Source organism: Burkholderia sp. MSh2 (assembly GCF_000731655.1).
GTDB classification, from domain to species: domain Bacteria; phylum Pseudomonadota; class Gammaproteobacteria; order Burkholderiales; family Burkholderiaceae; genus Burkholderia; species Burkholderia paludis.
In genome coordinates, this window is the sequence record NZ_JPGM01000005.1 from 227265 (window position 1) to 247254 (window position 19990).

Genomic DNA, 19990 nt, shown 5'->3' on the forward strand with positions numbered 1-19990 from the left:
CGCCGTGCCATGAACAAAACCCAATATCGTCTGGTATTCAGCCACATCCGCGGCATGTTGATCGCGGTCGAAGAGACGGCGTGCTCGTCGGGGAAAACCAGCCGTGGAGAGATCGCCCGCGCCGTTCAGACGCGGCGCGCGGCGGTACGGTTTGCGTTGCGTCACATGGCGTTTGCGGCGTTGCTTGCCGCAAGCGCGGTGCCGCTCAGGGTGCCGGCACAGGTGGTGGGGGCGGGAGGGAATGCGCCGAAGGTCATTCAGACCTCGAACGGCCTGCCGCAGGTCGATATCAACAAGCCCGGCGGTGCCGGCGTTTCGCTGAACACGTATTCCCGGTTCGACGTTCAGAAACCGGGTGTGATCGTGAACAACTCGCCGGTAATGACGAACACCCGGCAGGCCGGCTATATCAACGGCAATCCGAATTTCGGCGCGAACGATGCGGCCCGGATCATCGTCAATCAGGTCAACAGCAACAACCCGTCGCAACTGAGAGGGTATGTCGAGATCGCCGGCCAACGTGCCGAAATGATCATCTCGAATCCGTCGGGGCTGGTGGTCGATGGTGGCGGTTTCATCAACACATCGCGTGCAATTCTCACGACCGGAACGCCGAACCTGAATGCGGACGGATCGCTGGCCGGTTTCAATACGACGCGCGGCCTCATCACGGTGCAAGGCGCCGGCCTGAATGCGACCAACGTCGATCAGGTGGATCTGATCGCCCGGGCGGTTCAAACGAATGCGGCCATTTATGCAGGCAACCTGAACGTGGTGGCCGGCGCGAATCAGGTCAATCACGACACGCTGCAGACGACGCGCATCCAGGGCGAAGGCGCGGCACCGGCCGTGGCGATCGATGTCGGCCAGTTGGGCGGCATGTACGGCAACCGGATTTTCCTGGTCGGTACCGAGAGCGGAGTCGGGGTCCGGAACGCCGGCACGATCGCGGCCGATGCGATGGGCCTGACGCTGACGACGGACGGTCGGCTCGTGCAGTCGGGCGAGGTGAGTTCGCTCGGCAATGTCGCGGTATCGGCCGCCGGTGGCGTCGAGAACAGCGGCACGACCTACGGTCGGCAGTCGGTCTCGTTGAATACCGGTGCCGATGTGGAGAATACGGGTACGCTCGCCGCGCAGCATGACGTGGGCGTGACGGCCGCCTCGCTGAATTCGACCGGCCTGCTCGGCGCGGGCGTGAACAGCGACGGTGTCGCCACGCAAACGGGCGATCTGCAACTCTCGGCCACGGGCCAGTTGAACGCGACCGGGAAGAACGTCGCGGGCGGCAACGTAGCGGCAACTGGCGCCGGCGTGAACCTCGCCGGCAGCACGACGGCTGCGAACGGCAACCTGTCGCTGGCTGCGACGAATGGTGACGTGAACCTTGCCGATGCGACGACGAGCGCACAAGGCGCGGTCCTGGCATCCGCAGCCGGCACGATCGTCAACGATCGCGGCAACCTGACGAGCGGTGGCAGTACGACGCTGGCGGCCGGCAACGTCTCGAACCGGAACGGCGAGGTTTCGTCGCAGGGCAAGTTGTCGGCAACGGTCGCGAACCGGATCGCGAACCAGTCCGGCGTATTGGTTTCGCAGGGCACGGTGGCGTTGCGCGGCGGCACTGTCGAGAACCGGCAAGGCACGATCCAGAGTGCCGGGCACGCCGACGTGGTCGGGACGACGATCGACAATACGGCCGGCCGGATCACGTCCCTCAACACCGAAGGCCTGGTGCTGACCGCGACCGGCCGGCTCACGAACGCGGCCGGTACGACGGCGAACGGCGCACAAGGTGGCGTGATCGGTGGTAACGGCGACGTGACCGTACAAGGCGGCAACATCGCGAACCACGCGGCGATGACGTCGAACGGGAATCTGCGGGTGACCGGGCGGTCGGTCGACAACAGTGGCGGGACGTTGAAGGCCGCGAAGCAGGTGGCGGTCGATGCGGGCTCGCGCCTGACCAATAGCGGTGGCGCGATCATCGGCCAGTCTGCGGCGCTGACCGGCACGACCCTCGACAACGGCGCGGGAGACGTTCAAGCCGTCCAGCTTTCGCTGACTGCAACCGATCTCGTGAACCACGGCGGCACGATCACGCAGACCGGCGCCGGCGCGATGGCCGTCAATGTGTCGCGCACGCTCGACAATTCCAACGGCGGCACGCTGCAAACCAACAGTACCGACCTGACGCTCGCCCCGACGTCTGTCGTCAACGACGGAGGTACGATCACCCATGCCGGCAACGACACACTGACGCTCGGAAGCGGTTCGGGCACGGTATCGAACGTGGGCGGTTCGATCGCCAGCAACGGGCGCGTTGTCGCGCAAACCGGCACGCTGAACAACGCATCGGGCTCGATCAACGCGCAGACCGGACTGACGGCGACCGTCGGCGGCACGCTGAACAACGCCAGCGGCAAGCTGTTGTCGAATACGGACCTGAGTGTCACCAGCGGAACGCTGGCGAACGATGGCGGCCAGATTGGTGCGGGCACGAACGCGACAATCCACTCAGGCTCGATGACGAACCAAGGCGGTTTGATCGTCGCGCCGAACCTGTCGGTCACGGCAGACTCGACGCTGGATAACAGTGGCGGCACGCTCGAGACCAATCTGCTTGCGCTCGCGGCCGCCAACCTCGTCAACCACGGTGGCACGATCACGCAGTACGGGGCGTCGGCGATGGACGTGAATGTCGGCGGCACGCTCGACAACTCGACGGGTGGCGTGATCCAGACCAACAGCACGGATCTGACGCTCAAGCCCGCCCAGCTGAACAACGCTGGCGGCACCATCACACATGCCGGCACGGGCACGCTGATGATTGCGCCCGGTAATGGCGCCAGCGCGTTGAACAACGCGTCAGGCACCATCGTGACGAAGGGACAAGCGGTCGTCGATGCGAGCAGCTGGAACAACGCGAGCGGTATTCTCGCGGCGCAGCGCGGCATCGACGCCACGATTGCGGGCGACGTGAACAACGCGCAGGGCCTGCTGCGATCGGACGCGTCGCTGTCGTTGAAGAACGGTGGCGCGCTGTCGAATCGGGGCGGCCATGTGCAAGCCGGGCAATCGACTGCGGGCGACACCAGCACGCTCGACATTCAATCCGCTTCGATCGACAACGCGGACGGCGCGATTGTCGACCTCGGTACGGGCAAGATGACGGTGCAGGGCGTCAGCCAGATTGCGAACAGTCATGCCGGCGGTGTGTCGGGTATGGGTGCCATTACCGGTAACGGCGACGTGACGGTCAGCGCGGCGTCGATCGGCAACACGCAGGGCGGTCAGCTCAGCGGCGCATCGCTGCATGTCCAGGGGGACTCGCTCGACAACAGCGGTGGCACCATCGGTAACGTCACGAATTCGAACGGCGACGTGAACGTCACGACGACCGGCGCGATCACGAACACGAACGGCCAGATCAGTTCGACGCACGACCTGTCGGTCGCAGCGGCCACGCTGCAAGGTGGCGGCACATACGCGGCGACGCACGACGCCAACGTGAACCTGCAGGGCGATTACAGTGCGGCATCCGACACGCAGTTCAACGTCGGTCACGATCTCGCCTTCACGTTGCCCGGCACCTTTACGAACCACGCGAACCTGCAATCGGTCAACAACCTGAGCGTCGACGCGGGCAACATCGTCAACGCGGGCGCCTTGACGGCCGGCGGCTTGCTGCGCACGCAGTCGACCGATTTGACCAACACGGGGGCGCTGGTAGGCGCCAGCGTATCGCTCAACGCGACGAATACGGTCTCGAACCTCGGGCCGACCGCGTTGATTGGCGGTTCGGACAGCAACGGTACGCTCGAGATTCTCGCGCGTGACATCGAGAACCGCGACGACACGACGGCCACCGACTCGATGGCGACGACGGCCATCTTCGGCATGGGCAAGGTTGTACTGGCCGGCGGCAAGGATGCGAGCGGCAATTACAGGATCGCGGCGCTGGTGAATAACGTGTCTGCCCTGATCCAGTCCGGAGGCGACATGGAATTGCACGCCGACAAGGTGGCAAGCACGCGCCGCGTGATGAAGACTTCCACCAGCCAGATCGATCCGGCATCGCTCGCGCAGTTCGGCATCAGTATGTCCGGGTGCGCGGCGTATTTTGTGGGGAATTGCATGGGTCAGACGAGTTACGGTATCCAGAACCCTACACCGGAACAAGCGGCCGAACTGATCAAGCAGCCGGGCGGCATGTTCATTTCGCCGCCTCATAGCGGTCAATGGAACAGCAGCTATCAGTTCACGACCTACTATGCCGACAGCGCGACGGCGACGACCGTGACGGACATCAGCCCGGCCGCGCAGATCGTGTCGGGCGGCAAGATCGATGCGTCGTCCGTCAGCACGCTGCAAAACTACTGGAGCAACATCGCCGCGGTCGGCGACGTCGAGATGCCGGCGCACTACGACGCCTACGGCTGGGCGGCATCCGGCCAGAAACTGCCGGGCGTGACGGTCTCCTACTCGGGGCAGTATCACTACAACAACTACGACAATTCCGAACACGACTGGCAGCTACCGTTCGGCAATGCGCCGTTCGTGACGGGGCGTCCGGGCGGCTTTACGCAGGCGGCGCCGGCCTCGATCAAGGACTACAAGCTACCGCGTTATGATCCGACGTTGAATTCGAACGGCACGATTTCGGGAACGGGGGTGAGTGTCAACAACACGGCGGGCAATGCATCAATGCCGTCGCTCGGCTTGCTGCCGGGACAATCGGTGCCGGGCCTCACGCCGACCAACCTGAGCGGTAACGCGAGCGGTGCGAAATCGGGCGCATCGTCGGTGCACGACAGTCCGCCGGCGCCGGTCGATCCGATCATCGCCAGTGCGACGGCGCTGAATGTACTGAACAACCTCACGATTCCGCAGGGCGGGCTGTACCGGCCGACTACCGCGCCGAATGCGAACTACGTGATCGAGACGAACCCGGCGTTCACGAATCAGAAGAATTTCATTTCGAGCGACTACTTCTTCGGTCAGCTTGGCGTCGATCTCACGCATATTCCGAAGCGTCTCGGCGACGGCTTCCATGAGCAGCAGCTCGTGCGCAATCAGGTGACGGCGCTGACCGGCAAGGCGGTGCTGGGGCCGTACGCTGATCTGCAAACGATGTATCAGTCGTTGATGACGGCGGGCGCGGATCTGTCGAAGTCGCTCGATCTGCCGATGGGCGCGAGCCTGTCGGCCGAGCAGGTGTCGAAGCTGACCAGCAACGTGGTCATGATGGAGACGCGCGTGGTGGACGGCCAGTCGGTGCTGGTGCCGGTCGTGTATCTCGCGCAGGCGAACCAGCAGAATGTCAACGGCCCGCTGATCAGTGCGACGAACATCGATTTCCAGAACGCACAGACGTTCACGAACAGCGGCACGATCAAGGCGGACAACACGCTTGCGATCCAGGGCAAGCAGATCGACAACGCGTTCGGCGCGCTGCAAAGCGGCGGGCTGATGTCGCTGAAGACCGAGAACAACATCGACCTGACGTCGGCGAATGTGAAAGCCGGCAGTTTGCAACTGGATGCCGGCAAGGACCTGATTCTCGATACGGCGACGAAGACCAACACGCGCGTGAGCCGCGATGGTGCGACGAGCATGGTGACGACGCTCGGGCCGACTGCGAAGCTGGATGTCGCGGGTGATGCGTCGATCGTCACCGGCGGCAACTTCCAACAGAACGCGGGCAACCTGTCGGTCGGCGGCAATCTCGGGATGAACGTCGGCGGCAACTGGGATCTCGGTGCGGTCCAGACGGGCGAGCACAAGATCGTGCAGCGAGCGAACGGCGTGTCCAACACCGACATCAACAAGGTGGTCGGCGGCTCGGTGACGGTCGGCGGGCAATCGTTGATCGCCGTCGGCGGTGACCTGACGGCGAAGGGCGCGCAGATCGACTTCGGGCAAGGTGGGACGCTTGCTGCCAAGGGCAACGTGACGCTCGGCGCGGCGAGCGCGACATCAACCGTGAACGCCAACAGTTCGGGTAAGGACAGTCATGGCAGCTACGCGGACACACTGCACACGTCGGATCAGGCGCTGACCGGGGCGACGCTCAAGGGCGGCGATACGGTGAACATCGTGTCGGGCAAGGATATTACGCTTTCCGGCAGCGCGATCAGTCTCGACAAGGGCAACGCGAACCTGCTGGCGGCCGGCGATGTGAATATCGGTGCGGCAACCGAGATGCATGAGCTGAGCTCGCACGAAACGCACAGCCACAGCAATGTCGTGAGCGGCGTGAAGGTTGCGAGCGGCATCGACCAGGCCATGACGTTGAATCAAGGCAGTCTGGTGTCAGCGGACGGCGTGAATATCGTCAGCGGAAAGGACGTCAATGTTCAGGGTAGCACCATCGTCGGAACGAACGACGTGACGCTCACGGCAGCACGCAACGTGACGGTTACGACGTCGCAGGATACCTTGCAGTCGTCGAGCTACTACGACAAGAAGGAATCGGGTTTGATGTCGGGCGGCGGCCTGTCGGTGTCGATTGGCAGCAGTTCTCTGAAGACGAACAGTCAGTCGACCGAGGTGTCGAACAACGGCAGTACGATCGGTTCGCTGAAGGGCAACGTCAGCGTTACTGCTGGAAACGACCTGCACGTGACGGGAAGCGACCTGATCGCAGCGAAGAATCTTGGCGGTACAGGCGCGAACGTGATGATCGACGCGACGCAGGACACGCGTCACCGCGGCGAGACACAGGAAGTGTCGAAGAGCGGCCTGACACTGGCATTGAAGGCACCGGTAATCGACGCGGTGTCGAACGCGCTGGATCAATCGCGCGCATCCAGCAGTAGCCAGGATGGTCGTGCGGCAGCGCTGCACGGAATGGCAGCGGCGAGCGCGGCGTGGGATGCGGACATGGCCGCCGGCGATCTGGTCAGGTCGCTGGGAGCGGGTGAGACACCGCAGTTCAAGGTTGAGGCCAGCGTCGGCAGCAGTCACAGCAAGAGCGCATTCACCGAGAACAGCGTGACGAATCGCGGCTCGAACGTCAATGCAGGCGGAACCGTAGCGTTTGCGGCAACGGGGAACGGGCAGCCGGGAAGCGGCAATGTGACGATCGCCGGTTCGAACGTAATCGCAAACGATGTGATTCTGGCGGCGAAGAATCAGGTCAATATCATCAATACGTCGGACACCGATTCGACGCGCAGCACGAATGAATCGAAGAGCGCAAGTGTGGGCGTATCGGTCGGCACGGGGGGCTTTGGCGTTTCGGCGGCGATGTCGAAGGCCAATGGCGACGGCAACAGCGATCTGATTACGCAGAACAACAGCCATGTAAACGCGGCAAATGGCGTGACGATCATCTCGGGCGGTGATACGAACATTATCGGCTCGAACGTGAAGGGCAATCAGGTGAACGCCGATGTGGGCGGGAATCTGAACATCGCGAGTGTGCAGGACACGTTGTCGAGCGCGGCGCATCAGTCGAGTTCGGGCGGCGGCTTCAACATCAGTCAGGGCGGCGCAAGTGCGAGCTTCAGCCAGAGCAAGGGTAACGCGACGGGCAGCTATGCGGGCGTCAATGAACAGGCCGGGATTCACGCGGGCGACGGAGGCTTCAATATCAACGTCACCGGCAATACCGATCTGAAAGGCGGGCTGATTGCGAGCGACGCGGAGGTATCGAAGAACGCGCTGACGACGGGTTCGCTCTCTTTCTCGGACATCCAGAATCAGTCGCACTACGATGCAAGTTCAAGCGGCTTCAGCGCGGGTGCGACGACTGGCGACGGCGGGATGAACTACAGCACGCACGGCAGCACGTCGGGCAAGAATGCCGGTGGCGCCGTGCCCATGCTCGGACAGAACGACAGCGGTAGTGATAGCGCGACGACGAAGAGCGGCGTAAGCGCGGGGACGGTCACGATTACGGATTCGGCGAACCAGAAGCAGGATGTGGCGAGCTTGAACCGCGATACGACGAACACGAACGGTACGGTCGCCAAACTCCCCGACATGCAGAATCTCTTGAGCAATCAAGCGGACATGATGGCTGCGGCCAGCGCGGCTGGCGAAGCGGTGTCGCGCCGGATCGGGGACTACGCGGACAAGATGAAACGGCAAGCCGAGAAGAATGGCGATCAGGCAGGCGTCGACGCATGGAAGGAAGGCGGAGCGAACCGCGCGCTGATGCAAGGTGCCGGTGCGGCGCTGGTGACGGGACTGGCGGGTGGCGAGGCGGTAGGTGGTGCAGCAGGTGCGGCGGTCGCGTCGATCGCGTCCGGCAAGTTGAATGAACTGAGCAGCGCGATCGCGGGCAGCGATCCGACCGGCAACGCCGATATGAATCAAGCGCTGGGGAACATCGTGGCGAACGCGCTTGCGACGGGGGCTGGTGCGGCAGTGGGTGGGGAATCGGGAGCGTTCTCGGGATACAACGTGGATCGGTTCAATCGGCAACTGCATCCGGAAGAAAAGACGCTCGCGAAGCAGTTGGCAGAGAAGAGCAAAGGTAAATATACCCAAACTCAGATTGAGGATCAGATGCGGATCATGGGCGTGTCCGTGAACGGAAGTCACGAATCGGGGACGCCAGCAACCCTTGTGGGCACGGCGCCGACTGATATGGGCGCCCAATGGGTTGGCGCGAATCCGACGGCGGATGGTCAGATCGTTTTGACGCAGAAGACGGCGATTGCAAATCCTGAATTGCAATCGTACATCGCGGCAAACGCGAACTCGGCAACGAACAGTCAGGTACCGAGTCAGTTCAACTATGATCGAACCGCGAGCAATAGCTGGGGATTTGATGTGAGCGGGCCATTCACGAAGTTCGACCGGTCGGATGGCGACTATGTCAGGAATACGACGGCAGATGTGGCGGGGATGGTTTCGACGAATACGGGACGGTTTAGTGCAACGACTGCTGCACTGGCAAGCATTCCATCGCCATTCTCTAGCGGGCTCTCCGCAGCGGCCTATACTGCCACGGTTGCTGGATTTGCGGCCGATGCACTGGCTCAAATCGTAAAACCGGACGTAGGTCAATATGCCGTATCAGGTATCACGGGTTTAGTTGCGGGAAATCTGTCAGATCGGGCACCTGGGCTGGGGCCAGCGATAAACGAAACAGCGAACAAGCTCAACAATAGCGGTGCGGGCCATCAGGTACAGAATTCACTCAATAGATACTGGGCTGATTTCGTTAATTATTGGAGCGGAACGCGATGAAAATTCGATTCATTGAGAAAGGAAATTTTGCGCGATGGGTGCGGACCAGTCTACTTGTTTTTGGTCTTCTAATTATGTTTCTTGCATACAGATATGTGCCGCCCGCTCCGTTTGGAGGCTGCTTGCTGCTGGTGGGTTTGGGGGTTGCGGCTGTTGGTGGATATGCAAGTAGAGCACATCTCCTGAAAATCAAGCCCTTCGACGACAGCTACAAGAAGGCACGCGAGAGCTACACAACGAAAGACGACGAAGATAACGCGCCATGAAAACAGCAACAAGGTTGGCGGTGCTGCTCGCTATTACCTTTGTCGAGGTGGCGGTTAATGTGCAACAAGTGCCTACTCCGACCGATCGGGCCATCGTCGCGCGCGTGGGCGAGACCATTGACGAATGGATATACGCTGGCTCGACGGCCGACGGGAAACCAATTCTGACTCAAGCAACGGCACAGGTGAATTCGGATCTGCAGGCATTCATCGTGGCAAACGCTAACTCTGCTGCACCCGGTCAGGTGGGGTCGGCGGTGCTGCAGGCGCTGAAGCAGGAACGAAAGCAATAAACGATGCCCAATACAAAATTGGGAGGTAATGGAATGTCAAGATTGGTTATCTTGTATTTGGCTGCTTTCTTTTTGTCATTTGTGTGCTTTGTCTCCATAAAGGCATTTGTAATGATATTCGTGGCATATTTTTATGGAGGTGATTTTTTGTGGGCGAGCAACGACACAAGATTCGTTTTGGTGAATGGTGCCCTATTGGGGCTTGTGTTTTGTGTTTTTGTGACAGTGGGTTTTGTTAGAAAAAATGATTCCTGACGTCATTGAATAATCCGATTTAATCGGTAGTTGCCTCTCGATCGATGAACAGGCCGTAGAAGGCCGGATTCTTGTCGCAATGTTGTGCAACTCTGACAAGCGAGCCCCCGATGCATCAAGTGGCGTGCACAATTACTAGGTGTTGGCCTTGAAGGAGTCAACAAAAGGGGGCGGTCTTTTTGAATATTTTGCTTTTCAATAAAGTGATGATGCAACCAAAGCTGATCTTATTGGGGTTGCAAAGGATACAGTTAAAGTAGTTCTTGGTGGCGTAACAACCAAAACCAGTACAGTCGATCAGGGTAAAACAGGAGTCAGGTGGTAATCATGATGAGCTTCCCGGGCCAAACACCGAAGACGCGAGCACAGAAAATCGTCTGGTGGTGCTGTTTTGCGGCGATGATGGGCTTCATTGCTTACGTAATATTGAAGAACGTCTTCTTTAAGTGAGATCCATCGAGAACGGGAATTTTATTCGATGGATTAGATTCGGTTTGTTTATTATTGGCATCGCGGGAATGTATGTCGCGGTGAGGTTCATTCGGTAATTAATTCTCGTGGGGATTGGGTTGTTGGCTGACTTTGGCGCAGCGTTAGTTGGCGATTTCACAAGCCACACTGCGATTTTGCAGATCAAACATCACGCTGAGGCAACCGATTAGCTACGTTGCGCGAGAGACGACAATGTCTTGAGATTTCGGGGAATAGTAAGAAGAGTCTATGCCGGGTGAGATCGTAGGTGGATTAATTGCTGGGTTGTTCGGGAGTTTTGTTGCAAAAATTTCGGCAAATTTCGTCTATGAAAATTATTGACATTTTACTTTATGCGGTGGCTCATCTTTAATGGAATCGTATTGATGTAAGCGGAAGCGCTGCGGGTGATTGTTCTGACCATATTCCAAATCCATTCTGGAGGTAATCGAGCAAGAGCATGAGGAAAATTTCAGGAAGGAAAATTATATTTTTTGCGATTTGGATAATTTTAGCGGTTTGGTTAATTTTCCGGAATCCGACCGCTTCTGTTACAAAGGACAGGTTGGATGTTGCGGTTAGGGACTTGGATTATATGTTTAAAAATTCAACCATTTTGTCTCAGAATGAGAATGCGAAATCGGGCTCGGCCATTGCTCTTTATAGCGTGGATTTGTCAAATTTCGGCGATGAAAAGGTTGAGGCTCTTAAAGGATTTATAAAGGAAAAGGGGTGGGTGCTCGTGAGCGAAGATGATCGAGTATACGTTATGTGTAAGAGTGGAATGAAAATTTCTATTTCTAGAGTGCCGGATAAAGTAATTGTGAACGGATTGGAAAGGCGCACTTTTTCAGTGAGCATGGAGTTCAATGCGGGGACCGAGAGTTTCTGCCGTCGGAGAATGAACTGACCGCTATAACAAGCTACTGCAGCCGGATGAGCGGCAGTGGGCGAAGGACGGCGCTAGCAAGTTCGCGCAGTTCTACAAGGACCGAACCGGACAGAAAATTACAGCGGATCAGGCACAACAGATGTTGCTTGCGAACGGTTGTTGATTGGCGGGTGTCGTGGTCATTGGCTTTGAAGTTGCGGCATCTAGGTTCAATGGAATGCTTGCGCCTTCCGTGTTGCATGTGTTTTCGGCCTGTCTGCTGCCATATATTTCGTTGCGTTTTAGGGGGCGCTCCTCAATAAAATGGAAGAGGCGGAATGACTTGCAGGTCGTCATTTTTGTTCTGAAATTGGATGGTGGGGAGGTGAGAGTTTGTTTGAAAGAAGGCCTAATCTACGCGACCCGATCAAGAGTCCGTTTCGTCAGACACGGTTGCGTAGATTTGTAGAGATTTTCTTCGCAGGTATCGCAAAAGCAATGCTTGTGATTGCGATACTCATTGTTCTTGCGCTGACCGTTCTCTCTGGTGAGGCGGGCGGGGGTGGTGCTTTCCCAACCGAAAGGCGAGCGCGATTCAGAGCATTCCTGTTTCTAGTTGTCGTTGCCGTAATTTTGATTGGCTCTGTCTATTTCGTCCGTTTTCATCGCCCCTCGATGTGATGCCGCGGAGGTATTCGGTCGAAGTGATTGGATATGGAAATAATGAGGCTAAATGGTGGGCGTAGTGAGAGGGTGGTGGACTAAGACTGCGTGCGGGCAGAAGATTATTTGCTGGGTTGGTGTGGTCGCGGTCTACATATCTATTGGTGAGCACTGTTGAGTAGGATTGTTATCTGATTAAGTGGTGTGATTGAAAATAATGGATAAGTAGGGGGTAATCAGCAGTCATTGGAGTGGGCTTTGCTCTCATCGGGTTTGGTCTGGCGTTTGCCGGGGGATTCGCAAGCCATGCACATAACCTGAAAATCAAGCCTTTCGACAACAGCGACAAGAAGGTACGTGATAGCCACAAGCCAAACGAATGCGACGACGAAAACAATTCAAAATGAAAATTCCTCAGAGGTTGGCACTACTGCCGCTCACTACCTTGGTCGCGGCCGCCGTTCATGCGCAGCAGGCCCCCACGCCGGCCGACCAAGCTGCCGCCGCGCGCGCGAATGCGGAACAGGATCGACAAGCGCAACAACAACGCGACGTACAGGAGCGTGAGGCAACCGTGCGCGCTCCGTCCGTCCGCTCGGACGTGCCGCACGCTGAAGCCTATCCAGCGCTTCCTTCCGAAGCGCCGTGCTTCCGCATCGACCGCTTTGCGCTCGACGTGCCTGCGTCATTGCCCGAAGCGATGAAAACTGCAGGCGCGTCCACCCTGCCAATGGATCGATTCGCATTCGCCCGTGAATGGCTGAACCACTACACCGGCCAATGCGTCGGCAAGCAAGGCGTCGACATGCTGGTTAAGGGGCTGTCGCAAGCGATTCTGGCGCGTGGCTACGTCACCACACGCGTACTCGTCCCTGAGCAGGACCTGTCGGCCGGCACCCTCAAATTCGCGCTGATCCCCGGCGTGATCCGACGCATCCGCTTCGCCGATGAAAAACTGCGCGGCACCTGGAAGACCGCCTTCCCGACAGGCGACGGCGAACTGCTGAACCTCCGTGACCTGGAACAAGGCCTCGAGCAAATGAAGCGCATATCGAGCCAGGACGTCTCGATGCAGATCGTCCCCGGCGAACTGCCCGGCGAGAGCGACGTGGTACTCGACGTAAAGCGCAACAAACCCTGGACCGTCGTCGCATCGATCGACAACTCCGGCACGCGCGCCACCGGCAAGCTGCAAGGCAACCTGTCGCTCGGCATCGACAACCCGCTCGGCCTGAACGACATGCTCAACGTCGGCGTCAGCCAGGATCTCGAATTTGGCGACAAGCGTCTCGGCTCGCATGGCTGGAACGGCTTCTATTCAATACCGTGGGGCTACTGGACAGCCACGCTGTCCGCGTACACGAACACGTATTACCAGCAGATTGCCGGCGTGAATCAGACGTTCGTCGCGAGCGGCAACTCGAAAACGGTCGATTTCAAGCTGGCGCGCGTGCTGGCGCGCGGCAAGAACGACGTATTCGGCGGGTATTTCCGGTTGTCGCGCCGCTTCGGTCAGAGCTTCATCGAAGATACAGAGATTTCCCAGCAGCGCCGTAACAACACGATCATCGAACTTGGGCTGACCGATCGCCACTACTTCGCCGGCGCGCAGTTCGACGGGACGCTTGCGTACCGTCAAGGCGTCGGCGGCTTCGGCGCACAGGACGACACATTTGCGGCGGGCGGCGGCCCGACCTATCGCTTCCGGATGGCAGTGCTGGACGCGAACTTGTCGGTGCTGTTTGCGGTCGGCACGCAGCCGTTCCGCTATATCGGAACGTTTCACGGCCAGTACACCGGCAACACGCTGAACTACCTCGATGACGTGACAATCGGCAGCCGCTACACGGTACGCGGCTTCGACGGAGAAACGATGCTCGCGGCGGCGCGCGGATTCTACTGGCGCAACGAGCTGCAAATGCCGATCGGCCAAACGGGGCAGGCGGTGTATGCGGGGCTGGACTACGGACGCGTGTGGGGGCCGCAGCCGATCGTGCTGGTCGGGACGCAACTGGCCGGAGCGGTGATCGGCGTCAAGGGTAGCGTAGGCACGCGTTTTGGCGCATACGCGTACGACCTGTTTGCTGGCACGCCGATCTACAAGCCCTCCGGCTTCCCGACGGCGCGCGTCACGGTCGGGTTCCAGGTTACCGCACAGTTTTAAGCAGGAAATCTTGTGTCGTTGAGGATCGGAAGCTGCAGAGCGTGGGTGGTGTGATGCTATTTTTTAGGAATATTTAACATTTTTGAGAGGGCTGGACAATGAAGAAGCAAGTGCTTTTGGGTGGTGTGATGGGGGTGGCAGTCCTGCTGGCGGCGTGTGGCGGCGATGACGGTGGAGTCGCCAATGCAGGAAGCAGCGCATCGAACAGTAACGAAGCCGGGACGCCGACCACTACGTCGCCAGGGGGGGGCCAGCCGTTGGCGCAAGCGGCATGCCGGCCGAACGGCCGTTTCACCTATTCGGGTTCCGCGTCCCAGGTAGCGGCGAACAACGGCCAACTGGCCGTGCTGGTTGTGCCCAGTCTGCCGACGGACTATCAGAAAAACCGAAACATCACGGCGCCGAACGCGCCCGCATCGAGTCAGGTGCAGCAGGCAAGCGGTGCGTTTACGACGCTTGCGTCATCGGCTGCGGCGACCGATTGTCTTGGGCTCGACCACGGGGCGGTGACCGAGATTCAGAGTGTCGGCAGCGATGTGGCGATCGGGCGGTGGAATCAGGCGATGGACACGGATGGCAATACCTATACCAGTGAACAAGGCGTCCATTACGCGGTCGGCACACCCTTGTCGTTGTCTGCGACGAGCGGCACGCTCGCGTGTACCCAATTGATCGCGGACACGGTGGCACAAAATAACAGCAGCGTCGCCGGCACGCTTGGAGCAAGTTCGGCCACGCTCGATCTCGGGGCGCGCACGCTCACCAATCTGAGCCTGTCGATCAATCTGGGGAATTCGCAATATACGCTGACGAACACACAGACACCGTTGAATGGCGTCTCGACGACCGGGCAGTTGTCGGTGCAGACGGTTGTCGTGGGGCATGACGCGACGCAGCCGCTGATCGCCGTTGGTTATTCAGCGACGTTGCCGAACACGAACGGGGTTGGCGGCGTGGTGGTCCTGTCGTGCCGTTGAGGGTGGTCGGGGTGTCGGAGGGGAAAATAATGAAGAATCGAGGGCTTCCGGCAGGGCTGATGGGGGCGGCAGTCCTGCTGACGGCGTGTGGTGGCGGTGACGGCGGCGGCAGTTCGACGCGCAACAACGGCTCGGCAGCTTCGACTGCCCGGACCGCGACGAACGGCACAACCGAGGCAGGCTCGCAGGCGGTACCGGATGGGCAAGTGAGTGCAGTCAAATGCCCCGACAGCTACAAGTCGATACAGGTGACGAGGAGCGCGATTCCGGATGCAACGATGACGCTTGTCACCGACGACGGTATCGCCACGTTGACCTTCAAGACACCGCCTGATGGCGTGGTTCGCGACGGGACGATTTGCCTGGGCAAACCAGACCCGGTGCCGGCAGGCGTGACGGCGGACTATGTGTACGAGACCAAGGCGCACGGGGCTTTCGACACCATGTTCAACCGAACGCTGACCTTGAACTTCAAGACGGACGTGATTCCCGATCCGAACCCACCCGTTGTGGAAATGGCGGATCAGGCGAACGGGACCGTGATCTACAAGCCGACCCTCCCGGGTTCGGTGTATTCGGTCAGACCGAACTGCAGCCTGGCTGTAGCCGCCAACTTTCCCGGCCTGTATGTCGTGCGTCTGACGCAGTAGAGGGGAGCGCCGCACCGCGCGGATCGTCGGCGGTGCGGGCGGGTTCACCGAGACGTTGCCTTTTCGTTACGCCGTCTGATTCGTGCCGAAGAACGCCTGCCTGATCCGCGCAAACAACCCGTGCTGTGCGATCCATTCGGCATATGCGCGATAGTCGGGGTCGCGCATCAGGTGGCGTTCTTCGGTCTTCGCGCGTACGTAGTAAATCAGGTTGACCGCGACGAGCGCCGCGCAGTGCATGAGCCCGACCTGCCAGCCGAGCGGCTCGACGAAGGGCACCGACACCATCCAGTACGACAGGTTCTTCGTGATGTACGCCGGATGCTTCGTGAAGCGGTACGGGCCCGACGTGATGATCCCGCGATTGGTGAGGTTCGAGAAACGCAGCCCGAACGAGATCGTGCACAGCGCATAGGTCAGCAGCAGCAGGATGATCGCCGTGCCCCAGATCACCCGCAGCGTCGGCGCGGACAGCAGCCAGTTGTCCCAGAACAGCGAGCCTTCGTAGCGGATGTAGTGGCCCGAGATCAGCGACCAGAACGGCTGATAGCAGATCAGCGCGGCGCCCCAGCCGAGGGCGGTCGGCTCGACGGTGCGCACGTGGCTGTCGAGGATGCGGAACGTGCACAGGTAGCCGACGGTGCCGAACATCAGGTCCATCGTGAACGACAGGTCGTACATGAACGAGAACGTCGCGAGCGACATCGGCGCGTTCATCATGTGCGCGAGCGACGCGGTCAGATGGTCGGCGTCCTTCGACAGATAGACGGTCATCAGCGGCAGGAAGAACATCTTCACGCCCCAGCCGGCGAGCATCTCGCGCACCGGCTGCCAGTTCGCCGGCCGTTCGCCGCGGAACAGGAAGCGGCCCCACAGCAGGTATGCGTCGTCGGTTTCGCGCTGATGGCGGTCCATCCACATGAAATAGAACGGCGCGGCGACGATCACGTACGGCGCGAGCGAGCGCAGCAGCGACCAGAAGGGCAGGTAGAAATCGCCGTGGTATTCGGGCAGCAGCCAGTACAGCACGCCGATGCCGGCATAGACCGACGCGAGTGCGCCGAGCCGCGTCGCGACGCGCGCGAGGCCGAGCGGCCGGACGGCCTGCCGCGACAGCCCCGCGCTCGGGCGCAGATACACGCGCGAGACGAGGATTTCGTGGAGCGCGATCGTGCCGATGATCGCCAGGCTCGCGACGACCGCGCGTGTCGCCGCATCGAGGCCGGGCTGGTCGCGCGTGACCCACAGCGCGATGAGGCCGGCCGCGATGCCGAGCAGCCCGGCGCGGAACGGCGTGGCGGAACGGGGCGGGCGGTCCTGGACCGCGGCGATGCCGTCGAGCGTGGAATTCATGATCGGATCCTCGTCGGGATGAGGGCCGGAGACCCCGCTGAGCGGGTGACGCCGGCCGTCGGCCGGGCTTTGCATGGATGCGCGCCCGGCCATTGGCCTGTGGTTCTGTTGCGTGATGCGTGACTTACTTCTTGGGCCCGGCGCCCAGCAGACCGCCGAGCAGGTTCGTCACCGGCGACAGCAGGTTGCCTGCGCCGCCCGCGCCGCCCCCGTTCGAGCTGCCGCTCAGGCCGGCCGCCACGGTGCCGCCGCCGGCCGGTGTCGTCACCGTGCCTGCCGCGCCTCCCGGGCTGACCGTCGCGCCGGCGGCAGCGCCGCCGGCCGGCGTCGTCAGCGCACCCGTCAGCGTGCCGACCGGGCCGCTGGTCAGGACGCCGCCGATCGTGCCGGTCAGGTTGCCGCCGGGCGTGGTGACGGTGCCGGTGAGGCTTGCACCGAGCGGCGTCAGTGAGTTGACGAGACCGGTGACCGGCGCCAGCAGGCCGCCAACGCCCGCACCGCCGGTGCCGCTCGTGCCGCCGGTGCCGAGACCGCCGAGTGCGCCGGTCACGGTGCCGAGCAGGCCGGTGACCGGTGCGAGCGGACCGCCGCCGCTGGTACCGCTCGTGCCGCCGGTTCCGCTGGTGCCGAGGCCGCCGAGCGCGCCGGTCACGGTGCCGAGCAGGCCGGTGACCGGTGCGAGCGGGCCGCCGCCGCTGGTACCGCTCGTGCCGCCGGTTCCGCTGGTACCGAGGCCGCCGAGCGCGCCGGTTACGCCGCCGAGCAGGCCGGTGATCGGTGCGAGCGGGCCGCCGCCGCTGGTACCGCTCGTGCCGCCAGTTCCGCTGGTACCGAGGCCGCCGAGCGCGCCGGTTACGCTGCCGAGCAGGCCGGTGATCGGTGCGAGCGGGCCGCCGCTGGTGCCGCCCGAACCGCTCGAGCTGCCGCCGCCGAGCCCGCCTGTCAGCGTGCCGAGCAGGCCCGTGATCGGCGCGAGCGGGTTGCCGCCGCCCGTGCCGCTGCTGGAGCTGCCCGCGTTGTTGTCGTGGACGAGGCCGCCGGTGGACGTCACCGTGTTGCCCAACTGGGCCACGACGCCGCCGAGGCCTGCGCCGAGCGGGTTGTCGGTTGCGCCGCCGACCTTCGTGCCGGCCTGTGCGAGGCCGTTGCCGAGCGCGCTCAGCAGGCCGTTGAGCGGCGTACCGAGCAGCGTCACGCTGCCGAGCGTCTGCGTGGCGCCCGGCGTCGTGACGCCGCCGGTCAGCGTGTTCGTGATCGGGTTGATCACCTTGCCGACCTGCGTTTCGATCTGCTGGACCGGCGAGCTGTTCAGGGCCGTGTTGAGGCCCGACGCGGTCGAGTTGACCGCGCCGCCGACGGTGCTGACGAGATCGCCGACGAGCGTCGTCACCGGCGACAGCGGCGACAGCGGGCCCGAGCCGAGGCTCTTCACCGCGTTGCCGAGGTTGTTGACCGCGCCGCCGGCGCCGGTCAGCAGGCCGGTGGTCGATGTGAGCGTCGGCCCGAGCGGGTTCGCCGACACGCCGATCGAGCCGAGGCCTGCCGCGACGCCGTTGCCGAGCGCCTGCACGCCGTTGCCGAGGCTCGTGACGGCATTGCCGACGCTGTTGGCCGTCGTCGGGTTCGTACCGGGGATCTGCACGCCGCCGATCACGGAGCCACCGTTCGCGACCGTCGTGCCGACTGCCGTCACGAGGTTGCCGGATTTCTGAAGAACGTTGCCGAGCGGGGTGACGCCGGTGCCGGAGGTACCGGAAGTGCCCGAGGTACCGGAAGTGCCCGAGGTACCGGAAGTGCCCGAGGTACCGGAAGTGCCCGAGGTACCGGAAGTGCCCGAGGTACCGGAAGTGCCCGAGGTACCGGAAGTGCCCGAGGTACCGGAAGTGCCCGAGGTACCGGAAGTGCCCGAGGTACCGGAAGTGCCCGAGGTACCGGAAGTGCCCGAGGTACCGGAAGTGCCCGAGGTACCGGAAGTGCCCGAGGTACCGGAAGTGCCCGAGGTACCGGAAGTGCCCGAGGTACCGGAAGTGCCCGAGGTACCGGAAGTGCCCGAGGTACCGGAAGTGCCCGAGGTACCGGAAGTGCCTGAGGTGCCGGAAGTGCCCGAGGTACCGGAGGTGCCCGAGGTACCGGAAGTGCCCGACGTACCCGACGTGCCTGAGGTACCGGAAGTACCCGAGGTACCGGAAGTACCCGAGGTGCCGGACGTACCGGAGGTGCCGGAAGTGCCCGAGGTACCGGAAGTACCCGAGGTGCCGGACGTACCGGAGGTGCCGGAAGTGCCGGAAGTGCCCGAGGTGCCGGAAGTGCCCGAGGTACCGGAAGTGCCCGACGTACCGGAAGTGCCCGACGTACCGGAGGTGCCCGAGGTGCCGGAAGTGCCCGACGTACCGGAAGTGCCCGACGTACCGGAGGTGCCCGAGGTGCCGGAAGTGCCCGAGGTGCCGGAGGTGCCCGAGGTACCGGAAGTGCCCGAGGTACCGGAAGTGCCCGAGGTACCGGAAGTACCCGAGGTACCGGAGGTGCCCGAGGTACCGGAGGTGCCCGAGGTACCGGAAGTACCCGAGGTGCCGGAAGTGCCCGAGGTACCGGACGTACCCGAGGTGCCGGAAGTACCCGAGGTGCCGGACGTACCCGAGGTGCCGGAAGTACCCGAGGTACCGGAAGTACCCGAGGTACCGGAAGTACCCGAGGTACCGGAAGTACCCGAGGTGCCGGACGTACCCGAGGTACCGGAAGTACCCGAGGTGCCGGAAGTCCCCGAAGTCCCCGAAGTCCCCGAAGTCCCCGAAGTCCCCGAAGTCCCCGAAGTCCCCGACGACG

The 19990-nt window shown here is 61.6% G+C and carries 11 protein-coding genes; 9 read left to right on the forward strand and 2 right to left on the reverse strand.

Annotated elements, in window-relative coordinates:
- Positions 1–9: 9 nt before the first annotated feature.
- The 8 genes from GQ57_RS04585 (at position 10) to GQ57_RS43580 (ending at position 15814) form a co-directional block, all read left to right on the forward strand.
- Positions 10–9204 (forward strand): hemagglutinin repeat-containing protein, encoded by a 9195-nt coding sequence (locus GQ57_RS04585; protein WP_052001069.1) that lies wholly within the window; start codon positions 10–12, stop codon positions 9202–9204.
- A complete protein-coding gene (locus GQ57_RS41320; RefSeq protein WP_152603187.1) occupies positions 9201–9470 on the forward strand; it encodes a hypothetical protein in 270 nt (89 codons plus the stop codon). Before GQ57_RS04585 ends, GQ57_RS41320 begins: the two co-directional genes overlap by 4 nt.
- The gene (locus GQ57_RS04590; protein ID WP_034197195.1) at positions 9467–9763 is read left to right on the forward strand and encodes a hypothetical protein; all 297 of its coding nucleotides are present in this window, start codon (positions 9467–9469) and stop codon (positions 9761–9763) included. Before GQ57_RS41320 ends, GQ57_RS04590 begins: the two co-directional genes overlap by 4 nt.
- Positions 9764–10949: 1186 nt before the next feature.
- Positions 10950–11399, forward strand: coding sequence for a hypothetical protein (locus GQ57_RS41325; RefSeq protein WP_152603188.1), 450 nt, complete (start codon positions 10950–10952; stop codon positions 11397–11399).
- Between the two features lie 875 nt (positions 11400–12274).
- Entirely contained in the window at positions 12275–12430 is a 156-nt protein-coding gene (locus tag GQ57_RS42985; protein ID WP_160257501.1) for a hypothetical protein, read from the forward strand.
- The gene (locus GQ57_RS04595; protein WP_034197196.1) at positions 12427–14187 is read left to right on the forward strand and encodes a ShlB/FhaC/HecB family hemolysin secretion/activation protein; all 1761 of its coding nucleotides are present in this window, start codon (positions 12427–12429) and stop codon (positions 14185–14187) included. Before GQ57_RS42985 ends, GQ57_RS04595 begins: the two co-directional genes overlap by 4 nt.
- A 98-nt stretch (positions 14188–14285) precedes the next feature.
- The gene (locus GQ57_RS04600; protein ID WP_034197197.1) at positions 14286–15164 is read left to right on the forward strand and encodes a hypothetical protein; all 879 of its coding nucleotides are present in this window, start codon (positions 14286–14288) and stop codon (positions 15162–15164) included.
- A gap of 29 nt (positions 15165–15193) precedes the next feature.
- Entirely contained in the window at positions 15194–15814 is a 621-nt protein-coding gene (locus GQ57_RS43580; RefSeq protein ID WP_034197231.1) for a hypothetical protein, read from the forward strand.
- A 66-nt stretch (positions 15815–15880) separates the two neighbouring features.
- On the opposite strand, the gene GQ57_RS04610 is transcribed toward GQ57_RS43580, so the two are convergent.
- Positions 15881–17167 (reverse strand): isoprenylcysteine carboxylmethyltransferase family protein, encoded by a 1287-nt coding sequence (locus tag GQ57_RS04610; protein ID WP_034197198.1) that lies wholly within the window; start codon positions 17165–17167, stop codon positions 15881–15883.
- A gap of 124 nt (positions 17168–17291) precedes the next feature.
- The gene (locus GQ57_RS43585) at positions 17292–18860 is read right to left on the reverse strand and encodes a collagen-like triple helix repeat-containing protein (protein WP_235215016.1); all 1569 of its coding nucleotides are present in this window, start codon (positions 18858–18860) and stop codon (positions 17292–17294) included.
- A gap of 46 nt (positions 18861–18906) precedes the next feature.
- On the opposite strand from GQ57_RS43585, the gene GQ57_RS44335 reads away from it, so the two are divergent.
- On the forward strand, positions 18907–19990 hold a 1084-nt coding region (locus GQ57_RS44335), incomplete at its 3' end, for a hypothetical protein (RefSeq protein ID WP_235215017.1).